Here is a 25,220-nt window from a genome sequence, read left to right as displayed (position 1 = left end):
CGCAAACCGATCCATCAATCAACCCACACTACCGGAGCCATCCGATGAAAACAAAAATGTTGACCTCGCTTGCCACAGCTGCGGCGCTCTCGCTTGCCGGCGCGCTGCCCGGCACGGCACAAGCCGCCGACGCGCCCGGCGTCGCGTTCGTCTATCTGGGCAACCCCGGCGACGCGGGCTGGACGTACGCGCACGACCTGGGGTCGAAGGAGGCCGAAGCGAAGCTCGGCAACAAGATCAAAGTCACACGCGTGGAGAACGTGCCTGAGTCGGCCGATTCGGAGCGTGTGTTCCGCGAACTGGCAAGCAAGGGCAACAAGATCATCATCGGATCGAGCTTCGGCTATCAGGACTTCGAACTGAAGGTGGCGAAGGATTTCCCCGATACGGTGTTCCTGCACGCGACCGGCTATAAGAAGGGCGCGAACTTCGGCACCTACGACGTGCGCATGTATCAAGGCGCGTATCTGGCCGGCGTCGTCGCCGGTTCGGTGACGAAGACGAACACGCTCGGTTTCGTGGCGTCGGTGCCGATTCCCGAAGTCGTGCGCAACATCAACGCCTACACGCTCGGCGCGCGCTCGGTGAACCCCAAGGTGCATACGAAGGTGATCTGGATCAACAGCTGGTTCGATCCGGGCAAGGAGAAGCAGGCCGCCGAAACGCTGATCGGTCAGGGCGCCGACGTGCTGCTGCAGAACACCGACTCGACGGCTACGCTCGCTACCGCCGAAGAAAAGCACGTGCATGCATTCGGCTGGGACTCCGACATGAAGAAGTTCGGTCCTGACGCGCACCTCGGCTCGGTCGTCGCGCATTGGGGCGTCTATTATTCGGCCGCGATCCAGCAGGTGCTCGATGGCAAGTGGAAGAACGATCCCGTTTGGTGGGGCGTGCCGCATAAGGCCATCGATCTCGAAGACCTGAACGCGAAGGCAGTGCCGGCCAATGTGCAGAAGGATGTCGACGCCAAGCGCGCGCAGCTGGCCGGCGGCAAGTGGGACGTGTTCACGGGCCCGATCAAGGATCAGTCCGGTGCCGTCAAGGTATCGGCGGGCAAGACGCTCGGCGATGCCGAACTGCAACGCCTGAACTGGTACGTGGAAGGCGTCGACGGCGCGTTGCCGAAGTAATACCCGACGCACCGGTGCGCGGCCCATGCGGCGCGCGCATCGGTTCGACGCGACGAGACAGGGCTGTGCCGCACCGGCGCGGCCCTTTTTTATGCGCGCGTGGCGCGCGGCAGCTACTCTTCGAGACGGATGCCGACCTTCAGCGTCACCTGCCAATGCGCAACGTTGCCGTTTTCGATGCTGCCGCGCGTGCCGGTGACCTCGAACCATTGCAGGTTGCGCAGCGTCTTCGACGCGCGGGAGATGGCGTTGCGAATGGCGTCGTCGCACGATTTCGTCGATGAGCCGGTCAGTTCGATGAGCTTGTAGACATGGTCGTCCATGAGCGTCTCCGTCCTTGCGAGGGGGGAGAGAAAAGTATAGGCAACGAGTCGGCCGTCACCGGACTCGTGTAACACCAGCGGCAGGGCATGGGTCAGCCGCGGCAGCGCGAAGCATGCGGGGGCGTCCCCCGTTTTGAACGAAGGGGAGAACAGGGATGGAAATCGGATTTTGCGGTCCAGGCCTCATGGGCGCGCCGATGATCGGGCATCTATTGAGCGCGGGCCATACCGTGTGGGTCTGGAATCGCACGCGCGCGAAAGCCGAGGCCATGCGCACTCAAGGGGCGCACGTCGTCGCGACGCCGCATGAACTTGCCTCGCGCGTGGAGGCTGTTTTCCTGTGCGTATCGGACGCGTATGCCGTCGAAGAAGTGGTATTCGGTCTCGGTGGCGTGCTCGGAGAAGACACGAGCGACGCCGGCGCGGGGCGCGTGCGCTACATCGTCGACCATTCGAGCATTCCGCCTGCGGCTACGCGCACGTATGCGGCGCGGGCGGCGCAGCTCGACGTGGCCTGGATCGATGCGCCGGTCTCGGGTGGCGTCCCGGGTGCGCAAGCGGGCACGCTCGCCGTGATGGCGGGCGGCGCGCCGGAGGCCGTCGCGGCGATGGAGCCGGTGATCAAGGCCTATGCAGCGCGCGTCACCCATATGGGAGAAGTCGGCGCGGGGCAGACGACGAAGCTATGCAACCAGGCGATCGTGTGCGCGACGGTGGCCGCGATTGCCGAAGCCGTAGGGCTTGCGCAGCGCAGCGGCATCGACGCCGCACGCCTGCCCGAAGCGCTGGCCGGCGGCTGGGCCGACTCGGTGCTGCTGCGCACATTCGTGCCGCGCATGACCGAAGCGGGCCATGCGCCGCTCGGCTCGTTGAAGACGTTTCAGAAGGATATCGACACGGTGGCCGAGGCGGCACGCGAGGCGGGGGCGGTGATGCCCGTGACCGCCATCGTGCAGCAGGTGCTGCGGCTCGGTGCCGCAATGGGGTTTGCTGGGGCGGACCTGTCTGCCTTTATCGAGGTGATGCAACCGAAGTCCTGAACGGGTGCGTCCGCGTCCGCCTCCGGCAGGCGAGCGCGGGCCATCCTTCAGCGGAGCGAGCGTGGCGTCGCATCCCCCGCATTTTGCCGGCGGGCACCGCGTGCGGCGACGCCTGCTCCGAACTCGGGCAGGATCCTTGCCCGCGCCCGGCTCGCAAAGACGAGGAAGCCGAAGCCGTTTGCTTCATACCAGTAGCCGCCGTTCTCGAGGCCGTCGAGCGGCTGCTCGAGCGCGTTGGCAATCGATTCGATGCAGCGCCGGTGCAACTCTTCGACCGCGGGATAAGGCGGTTGCGCCCCGCGCACGCTGCATAGCAGGACGTCGAGCCCCGGCAGTACATGTTCGTAGAGGACAGGTTCGTCTTGCGCGCGAGCGCGTGCGATTTTCGTGTCGAGCTGACCGAACGGTTTGAACTGACGCAATATGGCGAGAAACGACTCCTCGCTCTCCGCCACTGCGCGCCTACGCTTTCTCGGGAAAGACATAAACATTCGCCTGAAAAAGGATTGCAAGAAACACAGCGTCCTCATGCGACCACTCCCGGCTTATCGCGCGCCGCACGTCGATCTTTTATAGCATACGAAAACGGCGTATTCACGATCGTGTACGGCCTCGCCCGCATTGCGCACCGCCAGTATGCAGTCATGCCGAGCCGCCGTGTGGCACCCCCGGCGTTCGCTCGACATCTATGCCAATAATAGGCCCGAGATACGCGCAGGTGCTGATCAAGCTCAATAAAAAAAGCGATTTTCTGTGTGGCACCGCTTCTAAAGCGTCGTTGAAATATCTCAAAACTGCACGGATAATAGGTCGGTTTCACCTCTCGCACGTTGTTGGTGCGATTGCGAAGTGCCGTGCCGCGGTGCTCTTTCGGGAGGCGTGGCGCGCGACTCACGGGAAGAGGGGCCGCCAAGGACACATGAAACTGTTCACGAAGGGGCTGTTGCTGATCGCAGTGCCGAGCCTCGTCGAGCTTTTGCTCGTGGGCATGCTGTCGAAGACGCAGGAGCAGACGACGCAGGCCGCGCAATGGGCGTCGCATAGCAAGCAGGTGCTCTACCAGGCATCGGTGATCGTCGATCCGCTTCTGCGCGAGGCATCGCGCACGCGAGCGAGTCTGATCGTCGGTGATCCTTCTTTCATCGACCGGCACGTCGTCTGGATCGAACTCAACGATCGTTTGGCGAGGCTCGAGAAGTTCGTCGCCGACGATCCGCTGCAAGTCGAGCGTGTGCGGCGCATGCGTGAGGCGGTCAATGCGTTTCGCGCACAAACGGAGTCGCTGTACGCGGCGCTGCGCGACGGGCGCCGCACGGAACTCGCGGCCTACGAGCGCGAGCCGCTTCCGGCGCCGATCCAGGCATTTCGCGACGAACTCGATGCATTCGTGGCCGCCGAGTCGCGGCTCGATGCGCAGCGCAGCCTCGAGCTCGCCGCCACGCGCGACAAGCAGCGCTATGCGCTGATCGCTGCCATTACAGGTTCCATGCTGACGTGGGCGCTGGCCGCGCTGGCCTTTGCCGGCAACATCGGCCGTCGGCTCGCGACGCTGACCGGCAACGCGCAGCGGCTAGGGCGTGCGCAGCCGCTCTCGGCGCCGCTGGCCGGGAACGACGAGATCGCGCAGCTCGACGCTGTCCTGCACAGGACGGGCGCGCGGCTTGCCGAAGCCGAGCACGAGCAGGTCACGTTGCAGGCGACGCTCGAAGCGCGCGCGCAGGAACTGACGCAGGTGAACGATAATTTGCGTCAGCAAAAGCAGGACAACGACATGTTCATCTACAGCGTGTCGCACGATTTGCGTTCGCCGCTCGTCAATCTGCAAGGGTTCTCGCGCGAGTTGCAGGTATCGTGCGACGAATTGCGCTCGATGCTCGATAGCGTGCGCCTGCCTGACACGGAGCGCAGTCGGATTGCGCGCGTACTCGACGGCAATCTCAGTGAAGCGTTGCACTATTTGCGCACGGCCGTGGCGCGCTCGGCCTCGATCATTGACGCACTGCTACGCATCTCGCGTGCCGGTCGCCTAGAGTATCAATGGCAGCGTGTGAGCGTCGCGCGTGCCGTGGCCCGCGTCGTCGAATCGCTGCATCAGGCGATCGGCGAGCGCAGCGTGTCGGTATCGGTCGGCGAGTTGCCGCCCGTGTGGGGGGACCCGACCGCAGTCGAGCAGATTTTCGCGAATCTGATAGGTAATGCGGTCAATTATCTCGACCCGGCGCGCTCGGGGCGCATCGAAATCGGTACCCTGGAGCAGCCGGCACGCGATCCGGGCGAGCGCGCCCCGCGGATGCGCACGTATTTCGTGCGCGACAACGGGCTCGGTATTCCGGCCGCCTGCATGCCGAAGATGTTCAGCGCCTTCCAGCGCCTGCACGGCGACCGCGCGAAAGGCGACGGCATCGGCCTTGCGCTCGTGCGGCGCGTAACCGAACGGCATGGCGGGCGCGCGTGGGTCGAATCGACCGAGGGAGTGGGCTCGACGTTTTTTGTGACGTTGCCGGAACAACCGCTACGCGTGTCGTGACGTATAAGGGCAGAGCGCCCACCCGAACACGACCGAAACGATAGACAAGAATCAGCATGATCGACGCAGTGGTTCGCCAGGAACGCGCCCGGATACTCGTCGTCGACGACGACGAGGGGATCCTGCGCCTTGCCCGCAAGTCGCTCGAGCGCGCTGGGGCTAGCGTATTCGCTTGCGCGAACCTCGCGCAAGCGCGCGACAGCATCGAGCGCGATGCGCCCGATTTGCTCGTGCTCGACTATCAGCTCGACAGCGCCGAAACGGGGCTCGATTTCTTCCGCCGCTTGCGCCGCGAAGGGGTGAGCCTGCCGGCCATCCTCGTGACGGGCTTTACCGACGAGTCGCGCGTGATCGAGGCGCTGCGCGCGGGCGTGTCCGACGTCGTGCCCAAGTCGGGCGGCTACCTCGACTACCTGCCTGAAGCGGTAGAGCGGGTGCTCACGCAGGTGTGCCTGCAGCGCGCATCGGACGAGGCGCGGCTGTTGCGCGACCGCGAAGCGCATTACCGCAGCCTGTCGGAGGCCCTGCCGCACCTCGTGTTCACGAATAACGCACACGGCGAATGCGACTTTTTTTCGAAGCAGTGGTATGCCTATACGGGCCTCGACGAGGCGGCGTCGCAAGGCCTCGGCTGGCTAGAAGCCGTCCATCCCGACGATCGCGAGACGCTGCGCAGCAACTGGCTCGATGCCGTGCGCGGCGACGCATTCGATTACCGCCATGAACTGCGCCTGCGGTCACACGGGGGCGCGTATCGCTGGTTCGACATGCGCATCGCCGCAGTACGTGATGCGAGTGGCGGCGTCGGCAAATGGTTTGCGAGCTGCACCGACATTCAATCGCAACGCGAAGCGATGGAAGAGCGCGAGCGGCTGCTGGCCGCCGAGCAGAGCGCGCGGCAAACCGCCGAGGAGGCCAACCGCGCGAAGGACCGCTTTCTCGCGATGCTGTCGCACGAGCTGCGTACGCCGCTGACGCCGGTGCTGGCCGGTACGCGCGTCCTGGAGCTGATGCCGGGCTTGCCCGAGGCCGCGCAGTCGAGCGTGAAGATGATTCGTCGCAACATCGAGCTCGAAGCACGGCTCATCGACGATCTGCTCGACCTGACGCGCGTCGCGAACGGCAAGCTGAGGCTTTCGCTGGAGACGGTCGACGTGCATGAGGTCGTCGACAGTGTGCTCGAGCTGTTTCGCAGTGAAATCCAGGTCAAACAGCAGGACGTGCATATCGAGAAGCTCGCGCAGAATCACCATGTGTTGGCGGATCGGGCGCGGCTGCAACAAATGTTGTGGAATCTCGTGCGCAATGCGGCCAAGTTTACGCCCGACGGCGGGCACATCTACGTACGTACACGCGATGGACGCATGCAAGTGGAGGTCTCGATCGAAGACACGGGCATCGGCATCGCGCCCGAACAAATCGGCAAGTTGTTCAATGCGTTCGAACAAGGTAGTCAACGCATGACCCAGCAGTTCGGTGGCCTGGGCCTGGGGCTCGCGATCACGAAGGCCTTGACCGACGCGCACGGCGGTACCGTCAGCGCGCAAAGCCCGGGCCCGCATTGCGGGGCGACGTTCACGCTCGCGTTGCCGACCGTGGCCGCGCCCGAGGCTGAACCCGTGATCGTCGCACCGGCCGCGGCAGGGGTCGACGAGCGGCTGGCGATCCTGTTGGTGGAAGATCACGCCGATACGGCTGAAGTGATGGCGCAACTGATGCGCGGGCTGGGTCACGAAGTGACGGTGGCCGCTTGCGTGGTCGACGCGCTGGCCGCCACGCAAGTGACGGCATTCGACCTCATCGTCAGTGATGTGGGATTGCCCGACGGGACGGGCATCGACTTCATCGGCGCAGTGCGCAAGCGCTCGCAGGTGCCGGCCGTCGCGCTGACGGGCTTCGGTACCGACGAGGACGTGCGCCGTTGCCTGGCGGCGGGCTTCACGTCGCATCTGACGAAGCCCGTCAACTTCATGCAGCTCGAGGCGCTGATTCAGCGCGCCGCCGATACCAAATCGAGCGGCGGTGTACCGCGCAGCGCCACGGCTTAGCGCGTTTCGCGCGTGAGCGCGTCGCGAATCTCGCGCAGCAGCACGACATCTTCGGGCGGTGCCGGCGGTTCGCCGGCCTCTGCCGGTGTCGGGTTACGCAGCTTGTTGATGAACTTGACCATCGCGAACACGATGACGGCCAGGATCAGGAAATTGATCGTGACGGTGATGAACGAGCCGTAGCCGAACACGGCTACGCCGGCCGTTTGCAGGTCCTTGAACGAGTCAGGGTTGCCCTTGAACGTCGGCGGGATGTCGCCGAGCCGGATGAACTTGTTCGAGAAGTCGAGCCCGCCCGTTGCCACGCCGACGAGCGGCATGATCAGGTCCTTGACGATGGAGTTCACGATCGTCGAAAAGGCGCCACCGATGATCACGCCGATGGCCAGATCCATCACATTGCCCTTGACGGCGAACTCTTTGAATTCCTTGACGATGCCCATGCTTTTTCCTCCTTGTAGAACAAAGCGCATGCGGCAAAGGCGAGGCCACCGCACGCGCAAGGCGTCGCGGCCATGATAGCGAAGCGATGCGGCTTGCGCGCGCTTTTTTTGAGACGCGCGCGCCCAGTACGCTGCGCTCGCACCTGCGCTGACGGCATAATTCAAAGGCATCGCGCGGGCCATGCCGGCGCGCGCCTTTCGGAGCATGCCAATCAATGACTCGTCCCGCCACTGAACGCTTTACCGATCGCGTCGCCGACTACGTCAAATACCGGCCCGGCTATCCTGCGCAACTGATGGCCTTTCTGCACGAGACATGCGGCGTCGCGCCGGGCGCGCGCGTGGCCGACATCGGAGCGGGCACGGGGATCTCGGCGAAGATGCTGCTCGATGCCGGGCATCCCGTTGTAGCGGTCGAGCCGAACGCGGCGATGCGCACGGCCGCCGAGGCATGGCTGGGCGATCATTCGGGCTTCACGAGCGTGGCGGGCACGGCCGAAGCGACGACACTGGCCGATTCGAGCATCGCGCTCGTCATCGCCGCGCAGGCCTTTCATTGGTTCGAGCCCGTCGCGGCCAAGCGCGAGTTCGCGCGCATCCTGATGCCGGGCGGCTGCGTGGCGCTGTTCTGGAACAGCCGACGCTTGAGCGGTACGCTGTTTCTCGAGCACTACGAGGCGTTGCTGCAACGGTATGGCGTGGATTACGTCGAGGTGGCGGAGCGCTACGCCGACGATGCACACATGGACCAATGGTTCGGTCACGGCCGGATGCGCCACGCCATGTTCGACAACGTCCAGCGGCTCGACTTCGACGGCTTGCTCGGGCGCTTGATGTCGTCGTCCTATGCACCGAAGGCAGGCCATCCCAATCACGAGCCGATGCTCGCCGCATTGCGCGAGCTGTTCGATGACGATGCGCGCGATGGCGTGGTCGAATTCGTCTATGACACCCGCGTCTACGTTGGGCCGGCCGAGGGCTAGCGCGCTGCTTGTCTCTCGTCGCTGGGCGCCGTATGTGCCGTGGCGAGAAACGCTTGCAGATCGGGGAGTACACGCTGCGGCGCTTCTTCCATCGGGATATGGCCGAGCTCGGGATAGACGATCAAACGCGCCCCAGGGATGCGTTGTGCGAATTGCTGAGCATGCGCGGGCGGAATCCAGCGATCCTTGCCACCCCACAGCACGAGCGTGGGGATGTCGAGCGTGGCGAGGGCGTCGGTCGGCAACGCATCGAAGTTGAGCGTCGGCACCATCTTGACGATGGCCGCGCGCGTGTCTTCGCCATGAAAGAAGTCGACGTAGCGCGCGAGTGTGACCGCATCGAGCTTGCGCTTGTCGCCGTAGACGTCGCGTACCGCGCTTTTGACGATCGTCTCGGGCATTAGCCAGGAGGCGCTGACGCGCACGAACGGGTTGTTGAACAGGCCCACGTAGAAGGGCAGCTTCATCGGGAAACCGACCGCGTCGATCAGCACGAGCTTGTGGACAGCGCCCCGGTGCCGCAGGGCGTAGTCCCACGCGATGAGCCCGCCGAGCGAGTTGCCGACGAAACTTGCGTGGGTCAGGCCCAGTGCGTCGACGAACTGATCGATGAAGCGACGGTATGCGTCGATATCCATTGTTTCGAGCGTGCCGCCGGCCGCGCGCAGTGGGCCTGTGACGCCGAATGGCGGCAAGTCGACGCGAATCACGCGCCGCTCGCGCGCGAGTTCGGCGGCGACGCCGTTCCATGTATGCAGTGAGGCCCCGAACCCGTGCAGTAGCACGATGGGTTTGCCGTGCCCTTCGTCGACGTAGTGAATCGTGTTGCCGGCGATCGTCACGAACCGGGAAGCGGGCAGGGCATGGCGGCGAACGAGTTCCTCGCGCGCAATGCTCGTGATGCCAAGGCGTGCGGCGAGTGAGCGCCGCGGCAGGCTGGGATGGGACGGCAGCGTTTGCATGGGCTTCTCCCTGTCAGCGGCCCGCGCTCGGTCAGGCCATGACTGGGCAGTATCGTGCGGCGCGCGTGGTTTGTATGGCGCGCGCAGGCGAATTAGAACTGTTTATCGGTTCGCGAAGCGGTAGTCGGCCGCTTGCGCGCGCCGCGTAAGTCGGCGGAACGTGAACGTGAACCCGGGCCACAGCGCCGTGTTCTTGCCCGTCTCCGCCAGATACCAGCTGCGGCAGCCGCTCGCCCACACGGTGCCGCGCATGGCGCGCTGCAACCGCTCGTTGTACGCATGCTGCGTATCGGCCTTCACTTCCATCGTGCGGGCACCACGTCGGCGCAACAAGCGCAGGCAGTCGGCGATGTAGGCGATGTGGGACTCGATCATGTAGATCATCGAGTTGTGACCGAGGCCCGTATTCGGGCCGATCATCATGAAGAAGTTCGGAAAGCCCGCGACGCTCGTGCCCAGATAGGCCTCGGGCCCAACGCTGCGCCAGCGCGCATCGAGATCGGCGCCATGCGCGCCGATCACCGTGAACGGCGCGCCCGCGTCGTTGACCTGAAAGCCCGTGCCGCAGATGATCGCATCGACGCGATGGTGAGTGCCATCGCTCGTGACGACACCGTCGGCGACGATCTCGCGAATCGGCGTCGTCACGACGTCGACGTTGGGCTGCGTGAGCGCCGGGTAATAGTCGCTCGAGAGCAGCACGCGCTTGCAGCCGAGCAGGTAGTCGGGCGTGAGCTTGGCGCGCAAGGCCGGGTCTTTCACGCGGCGCCCGAGGTAGCTGAGCGCGAACCGGCTGGGTCCCTTCGTCCATTTCGGGTTGACGACGAATGCGAGCGCACGCGCTTCATGCTGCCAATAGAGCGCCCAGCGTGCGAGACGCTGCGCGATCGGCAATCGCCGAAAGAGCCGCTGCTGGCGCGCATCGATCTCGCGATCGGGGCGCGGCATGATCCACGGCGCGGTGCGCTGGAACAGGTGCAGCGTGGCGACTCGTGGCTGAATGTGCGGCACGAACTGTACGGCGCTTGCGCCGGTGCCGATGACGGCGACCGTCTTGCCCTCGAGCGGATAGTCGTGATCCCAGCGCGCCGAGTGAAACAGCTTGCCCTCGAAGCGTTCGAGGCCCGCGATCCGGGGCAGCGCGGGCCGCGAGAGCGGGCCGTTCGCCGCGATGACGACGTCGGCCTCGACCTGCTCGTGCGTGGCACCCGACCGGCCCGTTGCCAGGTCGAGCCGCCATACGCCTGCGGCATCGTCAAAGCGTGCCGCCTGCACGCGCGCGTGACAGCGAATGAACGGCTCGATGCCGTATTTATGTGCGCAGTGCTTCAGATAAGCCAGGATTTCGCGCTGCTCGCCGAACGCGCGCGACCATGACGGGTTCGGCTCGAACGAGAACGAGTATAGATGCGAGGGCACGTCGCAGGCCGCGCCAGGGTAGCGATTGTCGCGCCACGTGCCGCCGATGTCGGCCGCTGCTTCGTAGATCGCGAACGACGTGATGCCCATGCGCTTCAAGCGGATCGCCATGCCGATGCCGGCAAAGCCGCTACCGACGATCGCGATGCGAGGCGAAGCGGAAACAGGCGAGTGCGGCATGCTGGGGAGTCCTTCGAATGGCCAAGAGGGCGAAACGTCGCGCACATCGGCGACAGATCATGCTTGCAACAAACGTTGCTCGGGTAAATACATCGGCAACGCATGTTGTAAAAGAGGCTCCGCGAACGGGAGCCTCGTGCAACATGGAACACAGTACGGTACTCGGAGCCCGCGCGCGATGAGCTCGCGGGCAGCATCTGGCTTAGCTATCGCTCCAGCTGCCGGAGTCGTCGCTGCTGCCGTAGTCCGTGCCGCCGCTGTCGCCGTCGTTCCAGTCGTTAGAGCCTTGGCCGAAGTCGATGCCGTCGCCGCCAGAAGAACCGCCCGAGCGGCGCCGCGCGTCGTCGTCGACGTAGACGTCACGTTCGATCACGCGGTCGCGTTCAATCACGCGATCACGTCCGGGCGAGAGCGCTTCGCCGAGCAGCACGCCCGTCAGAAAGCCGCCCAGGCCACCACCGCCGCCTTGTTGCACGACGACGGTCGGCTGCTGCTGATACGGTTGCTGCGGCGGATACGGCGCCTGCTGCTGAAGTCGGGCCGCTTCTTGCGCATAGGCGGAGCCGCCGCCCATCGGCGTCGCAGCCGCGTTCGGATCGGGGCGTCCTTCGAGGCGCGCGCGCAGGCTTGCGATCTGGCGATCGATATCGTCGAGACGGTACGACGGAACAGGGTTCGTGCCGTTCGACAGTGTGTCGACGAGTTCACGCAGCTGCCCCTCGAGCGCTTCGACTTCGTTCGCGAGCGTTTCATGTCCCGGCACGGTCGACAGGCGTGCATCGAGCTTGAGCGAGCGCGTGGCGTTGAGCAGCTCGGTGGCGCGCTTCAGTTGCTGACGGCGCTCTTCGCCCGTGCTCGCGTCGGCGTTCGAGCGGGCACGACGCAAGCCCCAGCGCAGCACGAGCACCATCCCGACGATGACGGCGAGGATCAGCAGCCATTGCAAGCCCGACAGGCCTTGGTGCACCTTGGCGGGATGTACCGGCGCCGCTTGGGCGAACGGGTTGGCGGCTTGCTGGGTCTGCACCGATGGCGCGGGGGGCGCAGCCGGCGCCGCGCTGCGGTCGGCCTGCGCACGCACGCTCGCTTCGGTTTGCGCAAAGCGCGACGGTGTCGTGAAGTGCAGACTCGGATCGAGCGTCTTGGCCTGTTCGATCTGGGCCAGGCCGTCGCTATAGCGGCCTTCGCGCGCGAGCACCTGCCCGTACAGATAGTGTGCGTGCGCGTTGTTCGGGTGGGCTTGCAACACCTGCGTGAGCTCGGTATCGGCCTGCTGCCAGTTGCCTTGCGCCATCGCGCGCTCGACTTGCTGAGCGGTCGGCAAGGCGAAGGCCGTGCCGGCCATCAGCAGCAGCGAGGTGCTCGCAGCTGCGAGAAATCTCTTCATTCTCTGAACCGGGCTAAAAAAGCCCGTCTCCGTAACGATCGTTTACCGCCAATGATGCAACGGACGCCGTGCGCGCGAGGGGCGGCGTGCGGCGTCCGTATCGGTTTCTCCGCGCCGCGCGTTATTGCGCCGGCGGGTTCATCTGCTTCTTGAGCGCTGCGAGGCGGTCTTCGACCGACGGGCCGCGATCGAGCGCGGCCAGCTTGTCGTCGAGGGCCTTGCCGCTCGATGTGTCAGCGGAGTTCAGGCGCGCGTCGGAGCGTGCGTTCTCCAAATCGACCTTGTCCTCGAGCTTGCGGAAATCCTCCGACAAATTCTTGCCACCGATGCCGCCGAGCGCGGTGGAGGCGACGTCCTTGGCTTGCGCGATCTGCTGCTTGGCCTGAAGGATGTTCGAGCGTGCATTCAGATCGTTGCGGCGCTGGCGCATATCGGCGATCTGGCTCTTGAGCTGATCGACCGACGGCTCGAGCTTGGCGAGTTCCTGCGCGAGCGCGTCGCGCTCGGACTCGGCATTGGCTTGCGCCGAGAGGGCTTCACGGGCCAGGCCTTCGTCGCCCGTTTGCAGCGCGCGCTTGGCGCCGTCTTCATATTTCTTCGCCTTTTCGTCGGCCGCGTCGCGCTTGCTCTTTTGTGTCGCGACCTGCGCTTCGATTTCGATCAGCGCGTTTTCGGCCTTGCCGATGCTGTCATCGAGTTCGCGCACGATCTGCCGCGCATCGCGCGAGGGATCCTGCACGGAATCCGCCGCGTCGTTCAAGAGCCCCTTGACGGTGCGCGAAATAGAGTCGAATAGCGACATGAAATCCTCCGTAAATTGAATCGGCGCCGCACGTTGGACGTATTGGCGTTTAGACGATCATTACTTTACGCCGCATTTTCTTCCATGCGACGGCGCACGCGCGCGTGGGCAGATGTCGGGGCGAACGTGCCAATTACAATAGCCGCACTTTTGTTTCGCGCCCCAATTGTTTGCCGCTCGCGGATATTACATCAGTCGATCGTTAAAGCACGCTTAAAGAGAGGCGGGCGAGCAATTTGTCTAATCTTTCGGCTCGTAATTTTGCAGGAGCCGCACAAAAAGCGCGTCGCTATTCACGTCGTTCGTCGATCTGTGCCGCGTCGACGCCCGCAGTGGCACTGCCTGCATCGACTTGCGCCGTGTGCTGAGCGATCACGCGTGCCACGATCTCTTCGTGCCACTGTGCGTCGCGGCCTTCGTCACCCGTTTCGCGCGCGGCCTCGAGGGCTTGCGCGATCTTCGCCGCGAGCGGCGGTGCCGCGCCTGGCTCCACCGCCGGTTGCGGCAGTGGTTGGCGTGCATGGGTAGCTGGGTGCGCGGCTGGCGTCGGATGCGAATGGTGAGCGATGCGCTTGAGCGTATCGTTCAGCGCATCGAGCCGTGCGGCCTCGCCCAGACGATCGACGATACTGGCAGCCCGCACGGACTCGCCGGTCGTATCGAACGCGAGCAGGGCGCGCCTGAGCAGTTCGCTGACGCTGACGCCGAGCCGTTGCGCGGTCGCCGTAATGACGCGCTTTTGGGCCGGCGTGACGAATACGACGAGACGTTCGCTGCTGTTTTTCATGGTCGGCTCGGGCAACGGTGGTCGGCAATGGCGCAATACGCAATAGCGCAGGAGCAAGCGGATTCAATCAATGATAGGTGCTCGTACCGCATACCTGCACGCATCAAACGCGCGCGCCGCGAAATATCTGCGACGCATCAACGACTTGCTGAGCTTTTCAGCGGCTTCTCCACAGGCCTTTCAACATTTTCTGTTGATAACCGGCCGGCGCAACGTGGGAAAACCATAGTGGGGAATTCTTACAAAAAAATTCAGTTGCGCTCGGGACGATTTCATTAAAATGCGCTGTTGCGTCCACGGACGGCGCCCCGTGCCGGCCGTGGCGATCCTACAATTACGATTACCTTGCGCCGCCCCCCGGGCCAGCGTGAAAAGGCGCCTGACCCGCGTCCTACAAGCCGTCATGCCTATCATCAAACGACCGCATTCTTCCGAGCCCACGGCCGACGACCGCTACTCCCCCCGACATGCCGACGAACGCCCCCATGCTTCACTGGGCGGGCGTATCGCGTTGACCTTTGCCGGCCTTGCCGCGACGCTCCTCGCCATCGGTGCGCTGATCGTCGGCTATGCGCTGATCGTGATGGCACCGCAGCTGCCGTCACTCGATGCGATGACCGACTATCGCCCGAAGGTGCCGCTGCGCGTGTATACGGCCGATCACGTGCTGATCGGCGAGTTCGGCGAAGAGCGGCGCAGCCTCGTGCGTTTCGCCGACATTCCCGACGTCATGAAGAAGGCGGTGCTCGCGATCGAGGACTATCGCTTCTACGAGCATGGTGGCGTCGACTTCGTCGGCATCCTGCGCGCCGGCACGACGGACTTGCTCCATGGCGGTGCTTCGCAGGGCGCGAGCACGATCACGATGCAGGTCGCGCGCAACTTCTTCCTCTCGAGCGAAAAGACCTACACGCGCAAGATCTACGAAATGATGCTCGCGTACAAGATCGAGCGCGCGTTGACGAAGGACCAGATCCTCGAGCTGTACATGAACCAGATCTATCTGGGCGAGCGTGCCTACGGCTTTGCCGCGGCCGCGCGCGTGTACTTCGGCAAGGACCTCAAGGACATCACGGTGGCCGAAGCGGCCATGCTCGCGGGGCTGCCCAAGGCGCCGTCCGCGTATAACCCCGTCGTCAATCCGAAGCGCGCGAAGATTCGTCAGGAATACATCCTGAAGCGCATGCTCGAGCTCGGCTACATCACGCAGCCGCAATACGATCAGGCCGTCAAGGAAGAGATCCATACGAAGGCGGCGGGGAACGAATACAACGTGCATGGCGAATACGTCGCCGAAATGGTGCGGCAGATGATGTACGCACAGTACAAGGACGAGACGTACACGCGCGGGTTGTCGGTCGTCACGACGATCGATTCGGCCGATCAGGATGCGGCCTACAAGGCTGTGCGCAAGGGCGTCATGGACTACGAGCGGCGCCACGGCTATCGCGGGCCCGAAGGTTTCGTCGAGCTGCCGGCCGACAGCGACGGCCGTGACGAAGCGATCGACGATGCGCTGGCCGATCATCCCGACAACGGCGAACTCGTGGCGGCCGTCGTGACGGCGGCCAGCCCGTCGCAGGTGACGGTGCAGTTCGTCGATGGAACGAGTGCGAAGGTCGCGGGCGATGGGCTGCGCTTCGCACAAGGGGCGCTGAGCCCGCGCGCGTCGCAGGCACAGCATATTCGTGTCGGCTCGATCGTGCGTCTGATCGCCGACGCCAAGGGCAACTGGCAGATCACGCAGTTGCCGCAAGTGGAGGGCGCGCTCGTCTCGCTCGTGCCGCAGGACGGCGCGATCCGTGCGCTGGTCGGCGGCTTCGACTTCAACAAGAACAAGTTCAACCACGTGACGCAGGCATGGCGTCAGCCCGGTTCGAGCTTCAAGCCGTTCATCTATTCGGCGTCGCTCGAAAAGGGCCTGGGGCCGGCGACCATCATCAACGATGCGCCGCTGTATTTCCCGCCGAGCGCGCCAGGCGGTGACGCCTGGGAGCCGAAGGACGACGATCAACCCGAGGGCCCGATGCCGATGCGCCTCGCGCTCGCGAAGTCGAAGAACCTCGTGTCGATCCGCATCCTGTCATACATCGGCACCAAGTACGCGCAGGACTACGTCACGCAGCGCTTCGGTTTCGACGCCGACAAGACGCCGCCGTATCTGCCGATGGCGCTCGGTGCGGGGCTCGTGACGCCGCTGCAATCGGCCGCGGGCTACTCCGTGTTCGCGAACGGCGGCTATCGCGTCAATCCGTATCTGATCGCCGAGGTCGACGATGCGCACGGCGAGCCGCTGTCGAAGGCTCAACCGCTCGTGGCGGGCCGCAATGCGCCGCGTACGCTCGACGCGCGCAACGCCTACGTCATGTCGAGCCTGCTGCACACGGTGGCGACGTCGGGTACGGGCGCAGGGACGAACGCGCTGCATCGTTCCGACCTGTACGGCAAGACCGGGACGACCAACGAAGCGAAGGACGGCTGGTTCGCCGGCTATCAGCCGACGCTCGTCGCCGTCTCCTGGATGGGCTATGACCAGCCCAAGACCCTTGGCAGCCGCGAATTCGGCGCGCAGCTCGCGCTGCCGATCTGGGTCGAATACATGGGCCGTGCGCTGCGCGGCGTGCCGCAGCAAGAGATGTCGATGCCCGATGGCGTGACGACGGTCGACGGCGAGCTGTATTTCGCCGACATGATGCCTGGCAACGGCTTCGTGGCAAGCATCGGCCTCGATACGGGCAATGCGCTGGCCGGGGCCAGCGATGCGGTCGGCAACATCGGCCCGGCAGGGCTCGCGACGCCGGCTGCGCCGCCCGATGTGTCGACGCAAGAGAAGAAGCAGATCATGAACCTGTTCGAGGACAACAGGCCTTGAACGGTCAGCGGCGCGTGGGCCACCCCTGCGCGCCGCTAGTCACACTGCCTGCATTTGTGCGGCACAACTAAAAAACGTTGTGCCGACAACCAGTTAGGCGCATCGCTCAGCGCTTATTCACAGACTTGTTAACAAAAACTGGGGATAACTGGCAGGCTGTGAATTTCCCGCCCCTCGCCACCTCACGCGACGCATTTTGCACCGCGCCTCGAAAAGCTAAGCGCATCAAGCGCTTAGCTTAGTTGCCCGAAGCTTTTCAACAGGCTCTTCAACACAAACTGGGGATAACTGGCGCCTGGGTGCCGGCTCAAGGTTTCGCCGCATCGGCGATTTGCGCCGCGAACGTGCCGGGGTCGGTGTTGGTCCCGCACAGCAGCACGCCGACGCGCTTGCCTTGCAGCGTTTCGCGCAACGGGCCCAGCAGCGCGGCCGTCGCAGCGGCGCAAGCGGGCTCGACGGCCAGCTTGAGCTGCGTGAACAGCTTGAGCATCGCGCTGCGCAGTTCGTCGTCGGAGACGGTCACCAGCCGGTCGATATGGCGCCGGCACAGCTCGTAGCTGTATTGCTCCGTATGCGGCGCCATCAGTGAATCGGCGATCGAATGCATCGCCCCCATCTTGATCGTGTGATTGGCCGCGAAGCTCTTGGTCATCGCATCGGCGCCCTCGGGCTCGACGCCGTACACATGGACGCGCGGGTTGGCGAGACGCAGTGCCGTGGAGACGCCCGCCGCCAGACCGCCGCCGCCGACCGGCACGATGACGGCATCGAGATCGGGCGACTGCGTGGCCCATTCGTAGCCGAGCGTGGCCGTGCCGAGCACCGTGCGATAGCCATTGAACGGATGCACGAAGAAACGGCCTTCCTCGGCTTCGATGCGGCGCACGATCTCGAATGCTTCGGCGGCCGTATCGGCGACGACGACTTCAGCGCGGTACTGCTTGCAGAGCGCGATGCGCGCAGGGCTTGCGGTCCGGAACGTGACGACCTTCGCGCTCATGCCGAGCCGCATCGCGGCATACGCGACTGCGGCTGCGTGATTGCCGCCCGAGACGCACGTGACGCCGACGCTGCGTTGTTGCGCGTCGAGCGCGAGCAGGTTCGTGAACGCGCCACGCACCTTGAAGCTGCCCGATGCCTGCAGCAGTTCGAACTTGAAGTTGATACTCGTGCCTTCGAGCGAAGGGAAGTCGTGTCGTTCGAACACCGGCGTGCGCAGCACCCACGGCGCAAGCGCGAAATGTTGCGTGGCGATGGCGTCCAGCGTCGGGATCGGTTCGCCGTCGATCGTGCGATCGGTGGGTTGCGGAATGGCGGTGGACATGGGCGGGGACGCGTCGTGATGAGAGGAAGGCGACGCGCGTGTCACACGTGCGCGTCGACGGACATGCTACGGATGAATTTGCGCAAAAACGCTTCGCATTGCTGAAGCTGCGCGAGTTCGACGTATTCGTCGGGCTTGTGCGCCTGCTGGATGTCGCCGGGCCCGCATACGATGCTGGGCACGCCCGCGAGCGCGAAGAGCCCGGCTTCGGTGCCGTACGCGACCTTGCGCTTGGCGTGGTCGCCCGTCAGCGCGCGCACGAGCTGCGTGATCGCGGCCTGCTCGGTCGCGTCGAGCCCGGGCGCCGACGAGATAGGCGCGAATTCGATCGATGCGTTCGGATGCTCGCGCTTCATCTGCGGCAGCAAGGTGTCGTGCGCATAACGTTCGATGCGCGCGAAGATCGGTGCCGGATCGAGTGCAGGCAGGTTGCGGAACTCGAACGAGAAGCGGCATTCGGCCGGCACCGTATTGATCGCAATACCGCCTTCGATCATGCTCGTCTGTGCGGTCGAGAACGGAACGTCGTAGTGCTCGTCGAACGGCCCCAGGCGACGCATCTCGTCGGCCATGTCGCGGATGTAGCAGATGAGGCGTGCCGCATATTCGATCGCGTTGAGCCCCTTGGGCGTCAGCGACGAATGCGCGGCATGGCCGCGGATGCAGCAGCGATAGGCATTGATGCCCTTGTGCGCAACGATGGGCCGCATGCTCGTCGGCTCGCCGACGATGCAGCCTTCGGGCCGGATGCCGCGCTTTTGCAGATCGGCGATCATCAGCGGCGCACCGGCACAGCCGATTTCCTCGTCGAATGACAGCGCGAGATGAATCGGCTTGGCGAGCGTGGCCGCCTGCATCTCGGGCACGAGCGCGAGCGCCGCGCCGATGAAGCCTTTCATGTCACAGGTGCCGCGGCCATACAGCCGGCCTTCACGCACTTCGGGCTTGAACGGGTCGCTACTCCAGTCCTGGCCGTCGACGGGCACGACGTCCGTATGCCCCGACAGCACGACGCCGCCATGGGTTTCGCCGTTTGCGGCCGGTATCGTCGCGAACAGGTTGGCCCATTGACCACGCGCATCGCGTGTCAGCGTCGACTCGATGCCGAGCGCCGCCAGCGCGTCGCGCACCGTTTCAATGAGGCCGATGTTGGGCAGACGGCTCGTTGTATTGAACGATACGAGACGTTCGACCCAAGGCAGGCTCAACAGGGATTCCGAGGCGTGGGGGGAAGGAGGAGCGGCGGGCCGGAGCGAAGAAGAGGGGGTATGCGGCGTTTCTGCGTCCTGCAACATGACAAAGCTCCGGCTCGTAGGTGCCTTTGATCATACCCAAAATTGGGCATGGACCCAAACGGTGGGTGCAATGCGCTATGTTGCGGTGCGCAAAAACGCGCTCGCCGGGCGACGTCTGGTGGGACATCGCGCGGCGGTCGGGTTGGGGTGACGGACGGTGAGGGCGGATCAGCGTGCCGCCGCGGCTGGGCTCGTGCGCGCCGGCGCGCCGAGCGAGCGCAGCGTTTCCTTGACCGTCGCCACACGCACGGCCAGGTCGGGGCTGCGCGTCTCGATGCGCAGCTTGTCCTGGCCGGCCAGCTTGATGTGCTTGTGCTTCTGCACCATCTCGATGATGCGCATGCCGTCGATCGGCGGATTGGGCACGAACTGCACGCTGATCGCATTCTCGCCGGCGTCGATCTTCAGGATGCCGAGCGGTTTGGCGGACAGCCGCAGCCGATGCGTTTCGACGAGCGCGTGGGCCTGTTGCGGCAACTTGCCGAAGCGGTCGATGAGCTCCTCCTGGATGTCGTCGATCGAATCGTTGTGTTCGCAACTGGCGAGCCGCTTGTAGATCGATAAGCGCTCCTGAACGTCGCCGCAATAGTCGGCGGGGAGGATCGCGGGTGCGTGCAGGTTGATCTCCGTCGTCGCGGCGAGCGGGGCGGTGAGGTCCGGCTCCTGGCCGTTCTTGAGCGCCTTGACCGCATCGTTGAGCATTTCGGAGTACAGCTGGAAGCCGATCTCGTGGATCTCGCCCGACTGCTTGTCGCCGAGCACTTCGCCGGTGCCGCGAATCTCGAGATCGTGCATCGCGAGGTAAAAGCCCGAGCCGAGCTCTTCCATCTGCTGGATCGCCTCGAGGCGGCGCTGCGCCTGTTTCGTGAGCCCCTGCGGATCGTGCACGAGCAAGTAAGCGTAGGCCTGGTGATGCGAGCGGCCGACGCGTCCGCGCAACTGGTGCAGCTGCGCGAGGCCGAACTTGTCGGCACGGTGGATGATGATCGTGTTCGAGCTCGGCACGTCGATACCGGTTTCGATGATCGTCGTGCACAGCAGCACGTTGGCGCGCTGAGCCACGAAGTCGCGCATCACGCGCTCGAGCTCGCGTTCGTGCATCTGGCCGTGCGCGACGGCGATGCGCGCTTCGGGCACGAGCGCTTCGAGCATCGCGCGGCGATTCTCGATCGTCTCGACTTCGTTGTGCAGGAAGTAGACCTGGCCGCCGCGCTTGAGCTCGCGCAGCATCGCCTCGCGAATGACGCTGTCTTCCTCGCGGCGCACGAACGTCTTGATCGCGAGGCGCTTTTGCGGCGCGGTCGCGATCACGGAGAAGTCGCGCAGGCCCTCGAGCGCCATGCCCAGCGTGCGCGGGATCGGCGTGGCCGTCAGCGTCAGCACGTCGACTTCGGCCCGCAGCGCTTTCAGCGCTTCTTTCTGCCGGACCCCGAAACGATGCTCCTCGTCGATGATGACGAGGCCGAGGCGTTTGAACTGAACGTCGGAGGACAGCAGCTTGTGCGTGCCGATCACGATGTCGACAGAGCCTTCGTTGATTTGCCCGATCGCCGTGTTGACTTCCTTGGCCGACTTGAAGCGCGACAGCTCCGCGATGCGCACGGGCCAGTCGGCGAAGCGGTCGCTGAAGGTTTGCGTGTGCTGTTCGGCGAGCAGCGTGGTCGGCGCAAGCAGCGCCACCTGCTTGCCGGCCATCACCGCGATGAACGCCGCGCGCAGCGCGACTTCGGTCTTGCCGAAGCCGACGTCGCCGCACACGAGGCGGTCCATCGGCCGGCCCGCCGTCATGTCGCCGATGACGGCCGCGATCGCGGAGGCTTGATCAGGCGTTTCCTCGAAGCCGAAGCTCTCCGCGAACTTCACGTAGTCGCGCGGATCGAGCGCGAACGCATGGCCTTCGCGCGCGGCACGGCGCGCATAGAGGTTCAGCAGCTCGGCGGCCGTGTCGCGGATCTGCTGCGCGGCGCGGCGCTTGGCTTTTTCCCATTGACCCGAGCCCAAGGAATGCAGCGGCGCCGTTTCCGGGTCCGCGCCGCTATAGCGCGAGATCACATGCAACTGCGCGACGGGCACGTAGAGCTTGCTATCGCCTGCGTACTCGAGATGCAGGAACTCGGTTTCACCTTCGCCGAGGTCCATCGTGACGAGCCCCATGTAGCGGCCGATGCCGTGCTGCGAGTGGACGATGGGATCGCCGACCTTCAGTTCCGACAGATCGCGCACCATCGAATCGACGTTGCTCGCCTGTTCCTGACGGCGGCGTCCCGCGCGGCGCCCGAGGCCGCCGTAGAGCTCGGTTTCCGTGACGATCGCGCAGCCTTCGCCGGGCAGCAGGAAGCCGTTCGCCAGCGGCGCGACGCCGAGCGCGAACGGTGCGTCGCTCGTCGTCCAGCCTTCGTAGCTGTCGATCGACGCAGGGCGCAAGCCGTGTTCGGCCAACAGTTGCGCGATCGTCTCGCGCCGGCCCGCGGATTCGGCGGCGATCAGCACGCGCTTGCCGCTCGATTGCACGTAGGCGCGCAGCGCGAGCACGGGGTCGTCGGCATGCCGGTCGAGCGCGAGCGTCGGCAGCGCGATGGCCCAGTCGCCGCCGCCGTTGGTCGGCAGCGTGAGGCGCGCGAACGGCTTGGCGAGCGCGTAGAAGTCCTCGTCGGTGAGAAAGAGCCGCTGCGGCTCGAGAATCGGCCGTTCGCGGTCGTGCGACAGAAAGTTGTGGCGCTGCTTCGTATCGGCCGTGAAGCGCCGGATCGCGCTGTCGAGGTCGCCGACGAAAGCGAGCTGCGCGCCAGGCGGCAGGTAATGAAACAGCGTGGCCGTCTCGTCGAAAAAGAGCGGCAGGTAGTACTCGATGCCGGCCGACGGCACGCCGTTGCCGATGTCCTTGTAGATCGACGCGCGGCTCGGGTCGCCCTCGAACACCTCACGCCAGCGGCTGCGAAACGCGCTGCGCGCCGCTTCGTCGAACGGAAACTCGCGGCCCGGCAACAGGCGCACGTCGCGTACCGGATAGAGGCTGCGCTGGGTATCGGGATCGAACGCGCGGATCGAGTCGACCTGATCGTCGAACAGGTCGATCCGGTACGGCAGTGGCGAGCCCATCGGATACAGGTCGATCAGCGAGCCGCGCACGCAGTACTCGCCGGGCCGCACCACCTGGCTCACGTGCTCGTAGCCGGCCAGCGTCAGCTGCGCCTTGAGCTTGGCTTCGTCGAGCCGCTCACCCTGCGAGAACGAAAACGTGTAGGCCGCCAGAAACGACGCGGGCGGCATGCGGTAGAGCGCCGTCGTCGCGGGCACGAGCAGAATGTCGCAACGGCCCTCGCCGAGATCGTGGAGGGTGGCCAGGCGTTCGGAGACGAGATCCTGGTGCGGCGAGAACGTGTCGTACGGCAGCGTTTCCCAGTCCGGCAGCAGGCGCACGCGCGCGCTCGGCGCATACCATGCGATCTCCTGCGCGAGCCGCTGCGCGTCGACGGCGCTGGCGCAGACGACCGCCAGCAGCGGCACCTGCTCGCGCGAGGCCTGCGAGTAGCGCGCGAGCAGCAGCGCATCGGATGAGCCGTGCGTGCCGTCGAACACATGACGCTGACCGGGTTTGACAAGCGCAAAAGGCAGGCTGGGGAAGCGGGACGATGCAGCGGTTTCGGGCATGACGAAGAGGGTACGGCCGTAGCAGTAGTCGGAGCTCGCGCGAGACAATGTCACACGAGGTGAACGCGTGACGGCGAGCAAGATTCGGGCTCGACGCGGCGCCGGGCGCCTCGCGCGAAACACCTATTATAAAATCCGTCCTTTAATTTTGACTTTGCGGCCAGCTTTCGTGACTTCCCGTCTCTTCGCCCTGATCCCCTGCGCGGGTACCGGCAGCCGCTCCGGCGCGCCGATGCCGAAGCAATACCGTACCGTTGCCGGTCACGATTTGCTCCATTTCACGCTGGCTGCGTTCGACGCGTGCAGCGAGTTCTCGCAGACGCTCGTCGTCATCGCGCCTGACGATGCGCATTTCGATGCGCGCCGTTTCGCCGGCCTGCGCTTTGCCGTGCGTCGCTGTGGCGGCGCGTCACGGCAGCAATCGGTCAAGAACGGGCTCGATGCGCTGGCCGAATTCGGCGCGAGCGACGACGACTGGGTGCTCGTGCACGATGCCGCGCGGCCCGGCATCACGCCGCAGCTGATCCGTTCGTTGATCGCCGCGCTCAAGGACGATGCGGTCGGCGGCATCATGGCGCTGCCCGTGGCCGACACGCTCAAGCGCGTGGCCGATGACGGCGAGCGCATCGCGCGCACCGAGCCGCGCAGCGGCCTGTGGCAGGCACAAACGCCGCAGATGTTTCGCATCGGCATGCTGCGCGAGGCCATCGAGCGCGCGCAAGAACAGGGCCACGACCTCACCGACGAAGCCAGCGCGATCGAATGGCTCGGCCATGCACCGCGGCTCGTGCAAGGGAGCCTGCGCAACTTCAAGGTCACGTATCCCGAAGACTTCGACCTGGCCGAGGCGATCCTGCGTCAGCGTCCCGACGCGTGACGGCAGTCGTGCCGGCCGCGCGCCCACTGTTTCACTCACTTCATGCAATCGCAATCGGACTCACGGATGGACTACAGAATCGGACAAGGCTATGACGTGCACGCGCTGGTGCCGGGGCGCCCGCTCATCATCGGCGGCGTAACGGTGCCTTACGAACGCGGCCTGCTCGGTCACTCGGATGCGGACGTGCTGCTGCACGCGATCACCGACGCGCTGTTCGGCGCGGCGGCGCTTGGCGACATCGGCCGGCACTTTCCCGACACCGACGAGCGTTTTTCGGGGGCCAACAGCCGGGTGCTGCTGCGCGAATGCGCGGCACGGCTGGCCCAGGCGGGCTTTCGAATCGAAAACGTCGACAGCACGGTGATCGCGCAAGCGCCCAAGCTCGCGCCGCATATCGACGCGATGCGCGCGAACATCGCCGAGGATCTCGGCTTGCCGCTCGATCGCGTGAACGTGAAGGCGAAGACGAACGAGAAACTGGGCTACCTCGGACGAGGCGAGGGCATCGAGGCGCAAGCAGCGGCGCTGGTCAGCAAGGGCTAGCCTGCCGGCGGGCGCGCGCCTACAGCATTGCGCCGCCCACCTCACGGTTGCTCGGGCACGGCTCGTCGGTCTGCAGACCGTCCAGAATCCGCAGGATTTCCTGCGGGCTGCGGCCGACGTTCAGGTTGTTGACCGAAACGTGCTGGATCGTGTTGTCCGGGTCGACGATGAACGTCGCGCGCAGGGCCACGCCGGATTCCTTGTCGCGCACGCCGAGCTGGTCGATCAGCTCGCCCTTGACGTCGCCGAACGCATAGTGGTTCAGGCGGTCGAGAGTTTTGTCTTCGCGGCGCCATGCGAGCTTCACGAACTCGTTGTCGGCGCTGCCGCCGAGCAGGATGGCGGCACGGTCGGCGAAATCTTTTTGCAGCTTGGCGAATTCGACGATTTCGGTCGGGCAGACGAACGAGAAATCCTTCGGATAGAAGTAGATGATCTTCCACTTGCCCGGGAACGATGCTTCCGTAATCGCTTCGAACGCCGATTGACCGTTTTCCTCGGGGTGGTTGAAGCCCGGCTTCGCGGCAGTAACGGTGAACGCTTCAAGTTTATCGCCGACGGTTTTCATGCGCTCACTCCTCGGTGTGGATCGACAAACGCCACTGTTCAGGCCGCGGCTCC

At 64.9% G+C, this 25,220-nt stretch carries 20 protein-coding genes; 8 read left to right on the top strand and 12 right to left on the bottom strand.

The window, feature by feature from the left end; translation table 11 throughout:
• The first annotated feature begins 44 nt into the window (after window positions 1-44).
• Window positions 45-1,133, top strand: coding sequence for a BMP family ABC transporter substrate-binding protein (locus D7S89_RS03920; RefSeq protein ID WP_121275734.1), 1,089 nt, complete (start codon window positions 45-47; stop codon window positions 1,131-1,133).
• 113 nt (window positions 1,134-1,246) lie between these two features.
• Here the strand turns inward: D7S89_RS03920 and D7S89_RS03915 are convergent, their stop codons facing one another.
• A complete protein-coding gene (locus D7S89_RS03915) occupies window positions 1,247-1,456 on the bottom strand; it encodes a dodecin (protein WP_121275732.1) in 210 nt (69 codons plus the stop codon).
• 155 nt (window positions 1,457-1,611) lie between these two features.
• Between D7S89_RS03915 and D7S89_RS03910 the strand changes: the two genes are divergently transcribed.
• Complete coding sequence (locus tag D7S89_RS03910; RefSeq protein ID WP_121275731.1) at window positions 1,612-2,496, top strand: NAD(P)-dependent oxidoreductase; 885 nt, start codon at window positions 1,612-1,614, stop codon at window positions 2,494-2,496.
• Window positions 2,497-2,543: 47 nt separating this feature from the next.
• Here D7S89_RS03910 and D7S89_RS03905 read toward each other — a convergent pair whose 3' ends face one another.
• Window positions 2,544-3,026, bottom strand: coding sequence for a hypothetical protein (locus tag D7S89_RS03905; RefSeq protein WP_121275729.1), 483 nt, complete (start codon window positions 3,024-3,026; stop codon window positions 2,544-2,546).
• Window positions 3,027-3,415: 389 nt separating this feature from the next.
• On the opposite strand from D7S89_RS03905, the gene D7S89_RS03900 reads away from it, so the two are divergent.
• Together D7S89_RS03900 and D7S89_RS03895 are read left to right on the top strand one after the other, a co-directional pair.
• Complete coding sequence (locus D7S89_RS03900; protein ID WP_121275727.1) at window positions 3,416-5,023, top strand: sensor histidine kinase; 1,608 nt, start codon at window positions 3,416-3,418, stop codon at window positions 5,021-5,023.
• A gap of 56 nt (window positions 5,024-5,079) precedes the next feature.
• Entirely contained in the window at window positions 5,080-7,071 is a 1,992-nt protein-coding gene (locus D7S89_RS03895) for a hybrid sensor histidine kinase/response regulator (protein WP_121275725.1), read from the top strand.
• On the opposite strand, the gene mscL is transcribed toward D7S89_RS03895, so the two are convergent.
• Window positions 7,068-7,514: a large conductance mechanosensitive channel protein MscL gene (gene mscL, locus D7S89_RS03890; protein WP_121276074.1), complete on the bottom strand. Its 447-nt coding sequence runs from the start codon at window positions 7,512-7,514 to the stop codon at window positions 7,068-7,070. The genes D7S89_RS03895 and mscL overlap by 4 nt on opposite strands.
• Before the next feature lie 215 nt (window positions 7,515-7,729).
• Here mscL and D7S89_RS03885 point away from each other — a divergent pair, with 215 nt between their 5' ends.
• The gene (locus D7S89_RS03885; RefSeq protein ID WP_121275723.1) at window positions 7,730-8,497 is read left to right on the top strand and encodes a class I SAM-dependent methyltransferase; all 768 of its coding nucleotides are present in this window, start codon (window positions 7,730-7,732) and stop codon (window positions 8,495-8,497) included.
• Here D7S89_RS03885 and D7S89_RS03880 read toward each other — a convergent pair.
• From D7S89_RS03880 to D7S89_RS03860, 5 genes are all read right to left on the bottom strand, one after another.
• Window positions 8,494-9,459 (bottom strand): alpha/beta fold hydrolase, encoded by a 966-nt coding sequence (locus D7S89_RS03880; protein WP_121275721.1) that lies wholly within the window; start codon window positions 9,457-9,459, stop codon window positions 8,494-8,496. The two genes, D7S89_RS03885 and D7S89_RS03880, sit on opposite strands and share 4 nt — an antisense overlap.
• 102 nt (window positions 9,460-9,561) lie before the next feature.
• The gene (locus D7S89_RS03875) at window positions 9,562-11,058 is read right to left on the bottom strand and encodes a flavin-containing monooxygenase (protein ID WP_121275719.1); all 1,497 of its coding nucleotides are present in this window, start codon (window positions 11,056-11,058) and stop codon (window positions 9,562-9,564) included.
• A gap of 202 nt (window positions 11,059-11,260) precedes the next feature.
• Complete coding sequence (locus D7S89_RS03870; protein WP_121275717.1) at window positions 11,261-12,445, bottom strand: tetratricopeptide repeat protein; 1,185 nt, start codon at window positions 12,443-12,445, stop codon at window positions 11,261-11,263.
• Between the two features lie 121 nt (window positions 12,446-12,566).
• Complete coding sequence (locus tag D7S89_RS03865; RefSeq protein WP_121275715.1) at window positions 12,567-13,247, bottom strand: PspA/IM30 family protein; 681 nt, start codon at window positions 13,245-13,247, stop codon at window positions 12,567-12,569.
• A gap of 289 nt (window positions 13,248-13,536) precedes the next feature.
• Window positions 13,537-14,034, bottom strand: a complete 498-nt coding sequence (locus D7S89_RS03860) for a plasmid mobilization protein (protein ID WP_121275714.1) — start codon at window positions 14,032-14,034, stop codon at window positions 13,537-13,539.
• Window positions 14,035-14,437: 403 nt separating this feature from the next.
• Here D7S89_RS03860 and D7S89_RS03855 point away from each other — a divergent pair, with 403 nt between their 5' ends.
• Window positions 14,438-16,906, top strand: a complete 2,469-nt coding sequence (locus tag D7S89_RS03855; RefSeq protein ID WP_121275712.1) for a penicillin-binding protein 1A — start codon at window positions 14,438-14,440, stop codon at window positions 16,904-16,906.
• 307 nt (window positions 16,907-17,213) lie between these two features.
• Here D7S89_RS03855 and D7S89_RS03850 read toward each other — a convergent pair whose 3' ends face one another.
• The 3 genes from D7S89_RS03850 to mfd form a co-directional block, all read right to left on the bottom strand.
• Window positions 17,214-18,230 carry a threonine/serine dehydratase family protein gene (locus D7S89_RS03850; protein WP_121275710.1) on the bottom strand — a complete coding sequence of 339 codons (1,017 nt, stop codon included), beginning with the start codon at window positions 18,228-18,230 and terminating at the stop codon, window positions 17,214-17,216.
• 41 nt (window positions 18,231-18,271) lie between these two features.
• On the bottom strand, window positions 18,272-19,525 hold the full coding sequence (gene argE / locus D7S89_RS03845) for an acetylornithine deacetylase (RefSeq protein WP_121275708.1): 1,254 nt from the start codon (window positions 19,523-19,525) through the stop codon (window positions 18,272-18,274).
• A 168-nt stretch (window positions 19,526-19,693) separates the two neighbouring features.
• Window positions 19,694-23,176: a transcription-repair coupling factor gene (gene mfd / locus D7S89_RS03840; protein WP_121275706.1), complete on the bottom strand. Its 3,483-nt coding sequence runs from the start codon at window positions 23,174-23,176 to the stop codon at window positions 19,694-19,696.
• A gap of 169 nt (window positions 23,177-23,345) precedes the next feature.
• On the opposite strand from mfd, the gene ispD reads away from it, so the two are divergent.
• Window positions 23,346-24,053 (top strand): 2-C-methyl-D-erythritol 4-phosphate cytidylyltransferase, encoded by a 708-nt coding sequence (ispD, locus tag D7S89_RS03835; RefSeq protein WP_121275704.1) that lies wholly within the window; start codon window positions 23,346-23,348, stop codon window positions 24,051-24,053.
• 66 nt (window positions 24,054-24,119) lie between these two features.
• A complete protein-coding gene (ispF, locus tag D7S89_RS03830; RefSeq protein WP_121275702.1) occupies window positions 24,120-24,599 on the top strand; it encodes a 2-C-methyl-D-erythritol 2,4-cyclodiphosphate synthase in 480 nt (159 codons plus the stop codon).
• A 19-nt stretch (window positions 24,600-24,618) separates the two neighbouring features.
• Here ispF and D7S89_RS03825 read toward each other — a convergent pair whose 3' ends face one another.
• A complete protein-coding gene (locus D7S89_RS03825; protein ID WP_121275700.1) occupies window positions 24,619-25,167 on the bottom strand; it encodes a peroxiredoxin in 549 nt (182 codons plus the stop codon).
• Window positions 25,168-25,220 lie beyond the last annotated feature (53 nt).

This window comes from Trinickia fusca, from assembly GCF_003628145.1.
In the GTDB taxonomy this organism is placed as follows: Bacteria; Pseudomonadota; Gammaproteobacteria; order Burkholderiales; family Burkholderiaceae; genus Trinickia; species Trinickia fusca.
This window is presented reverse-complemented; position numbering and strand designations above follow the sequence as displayed.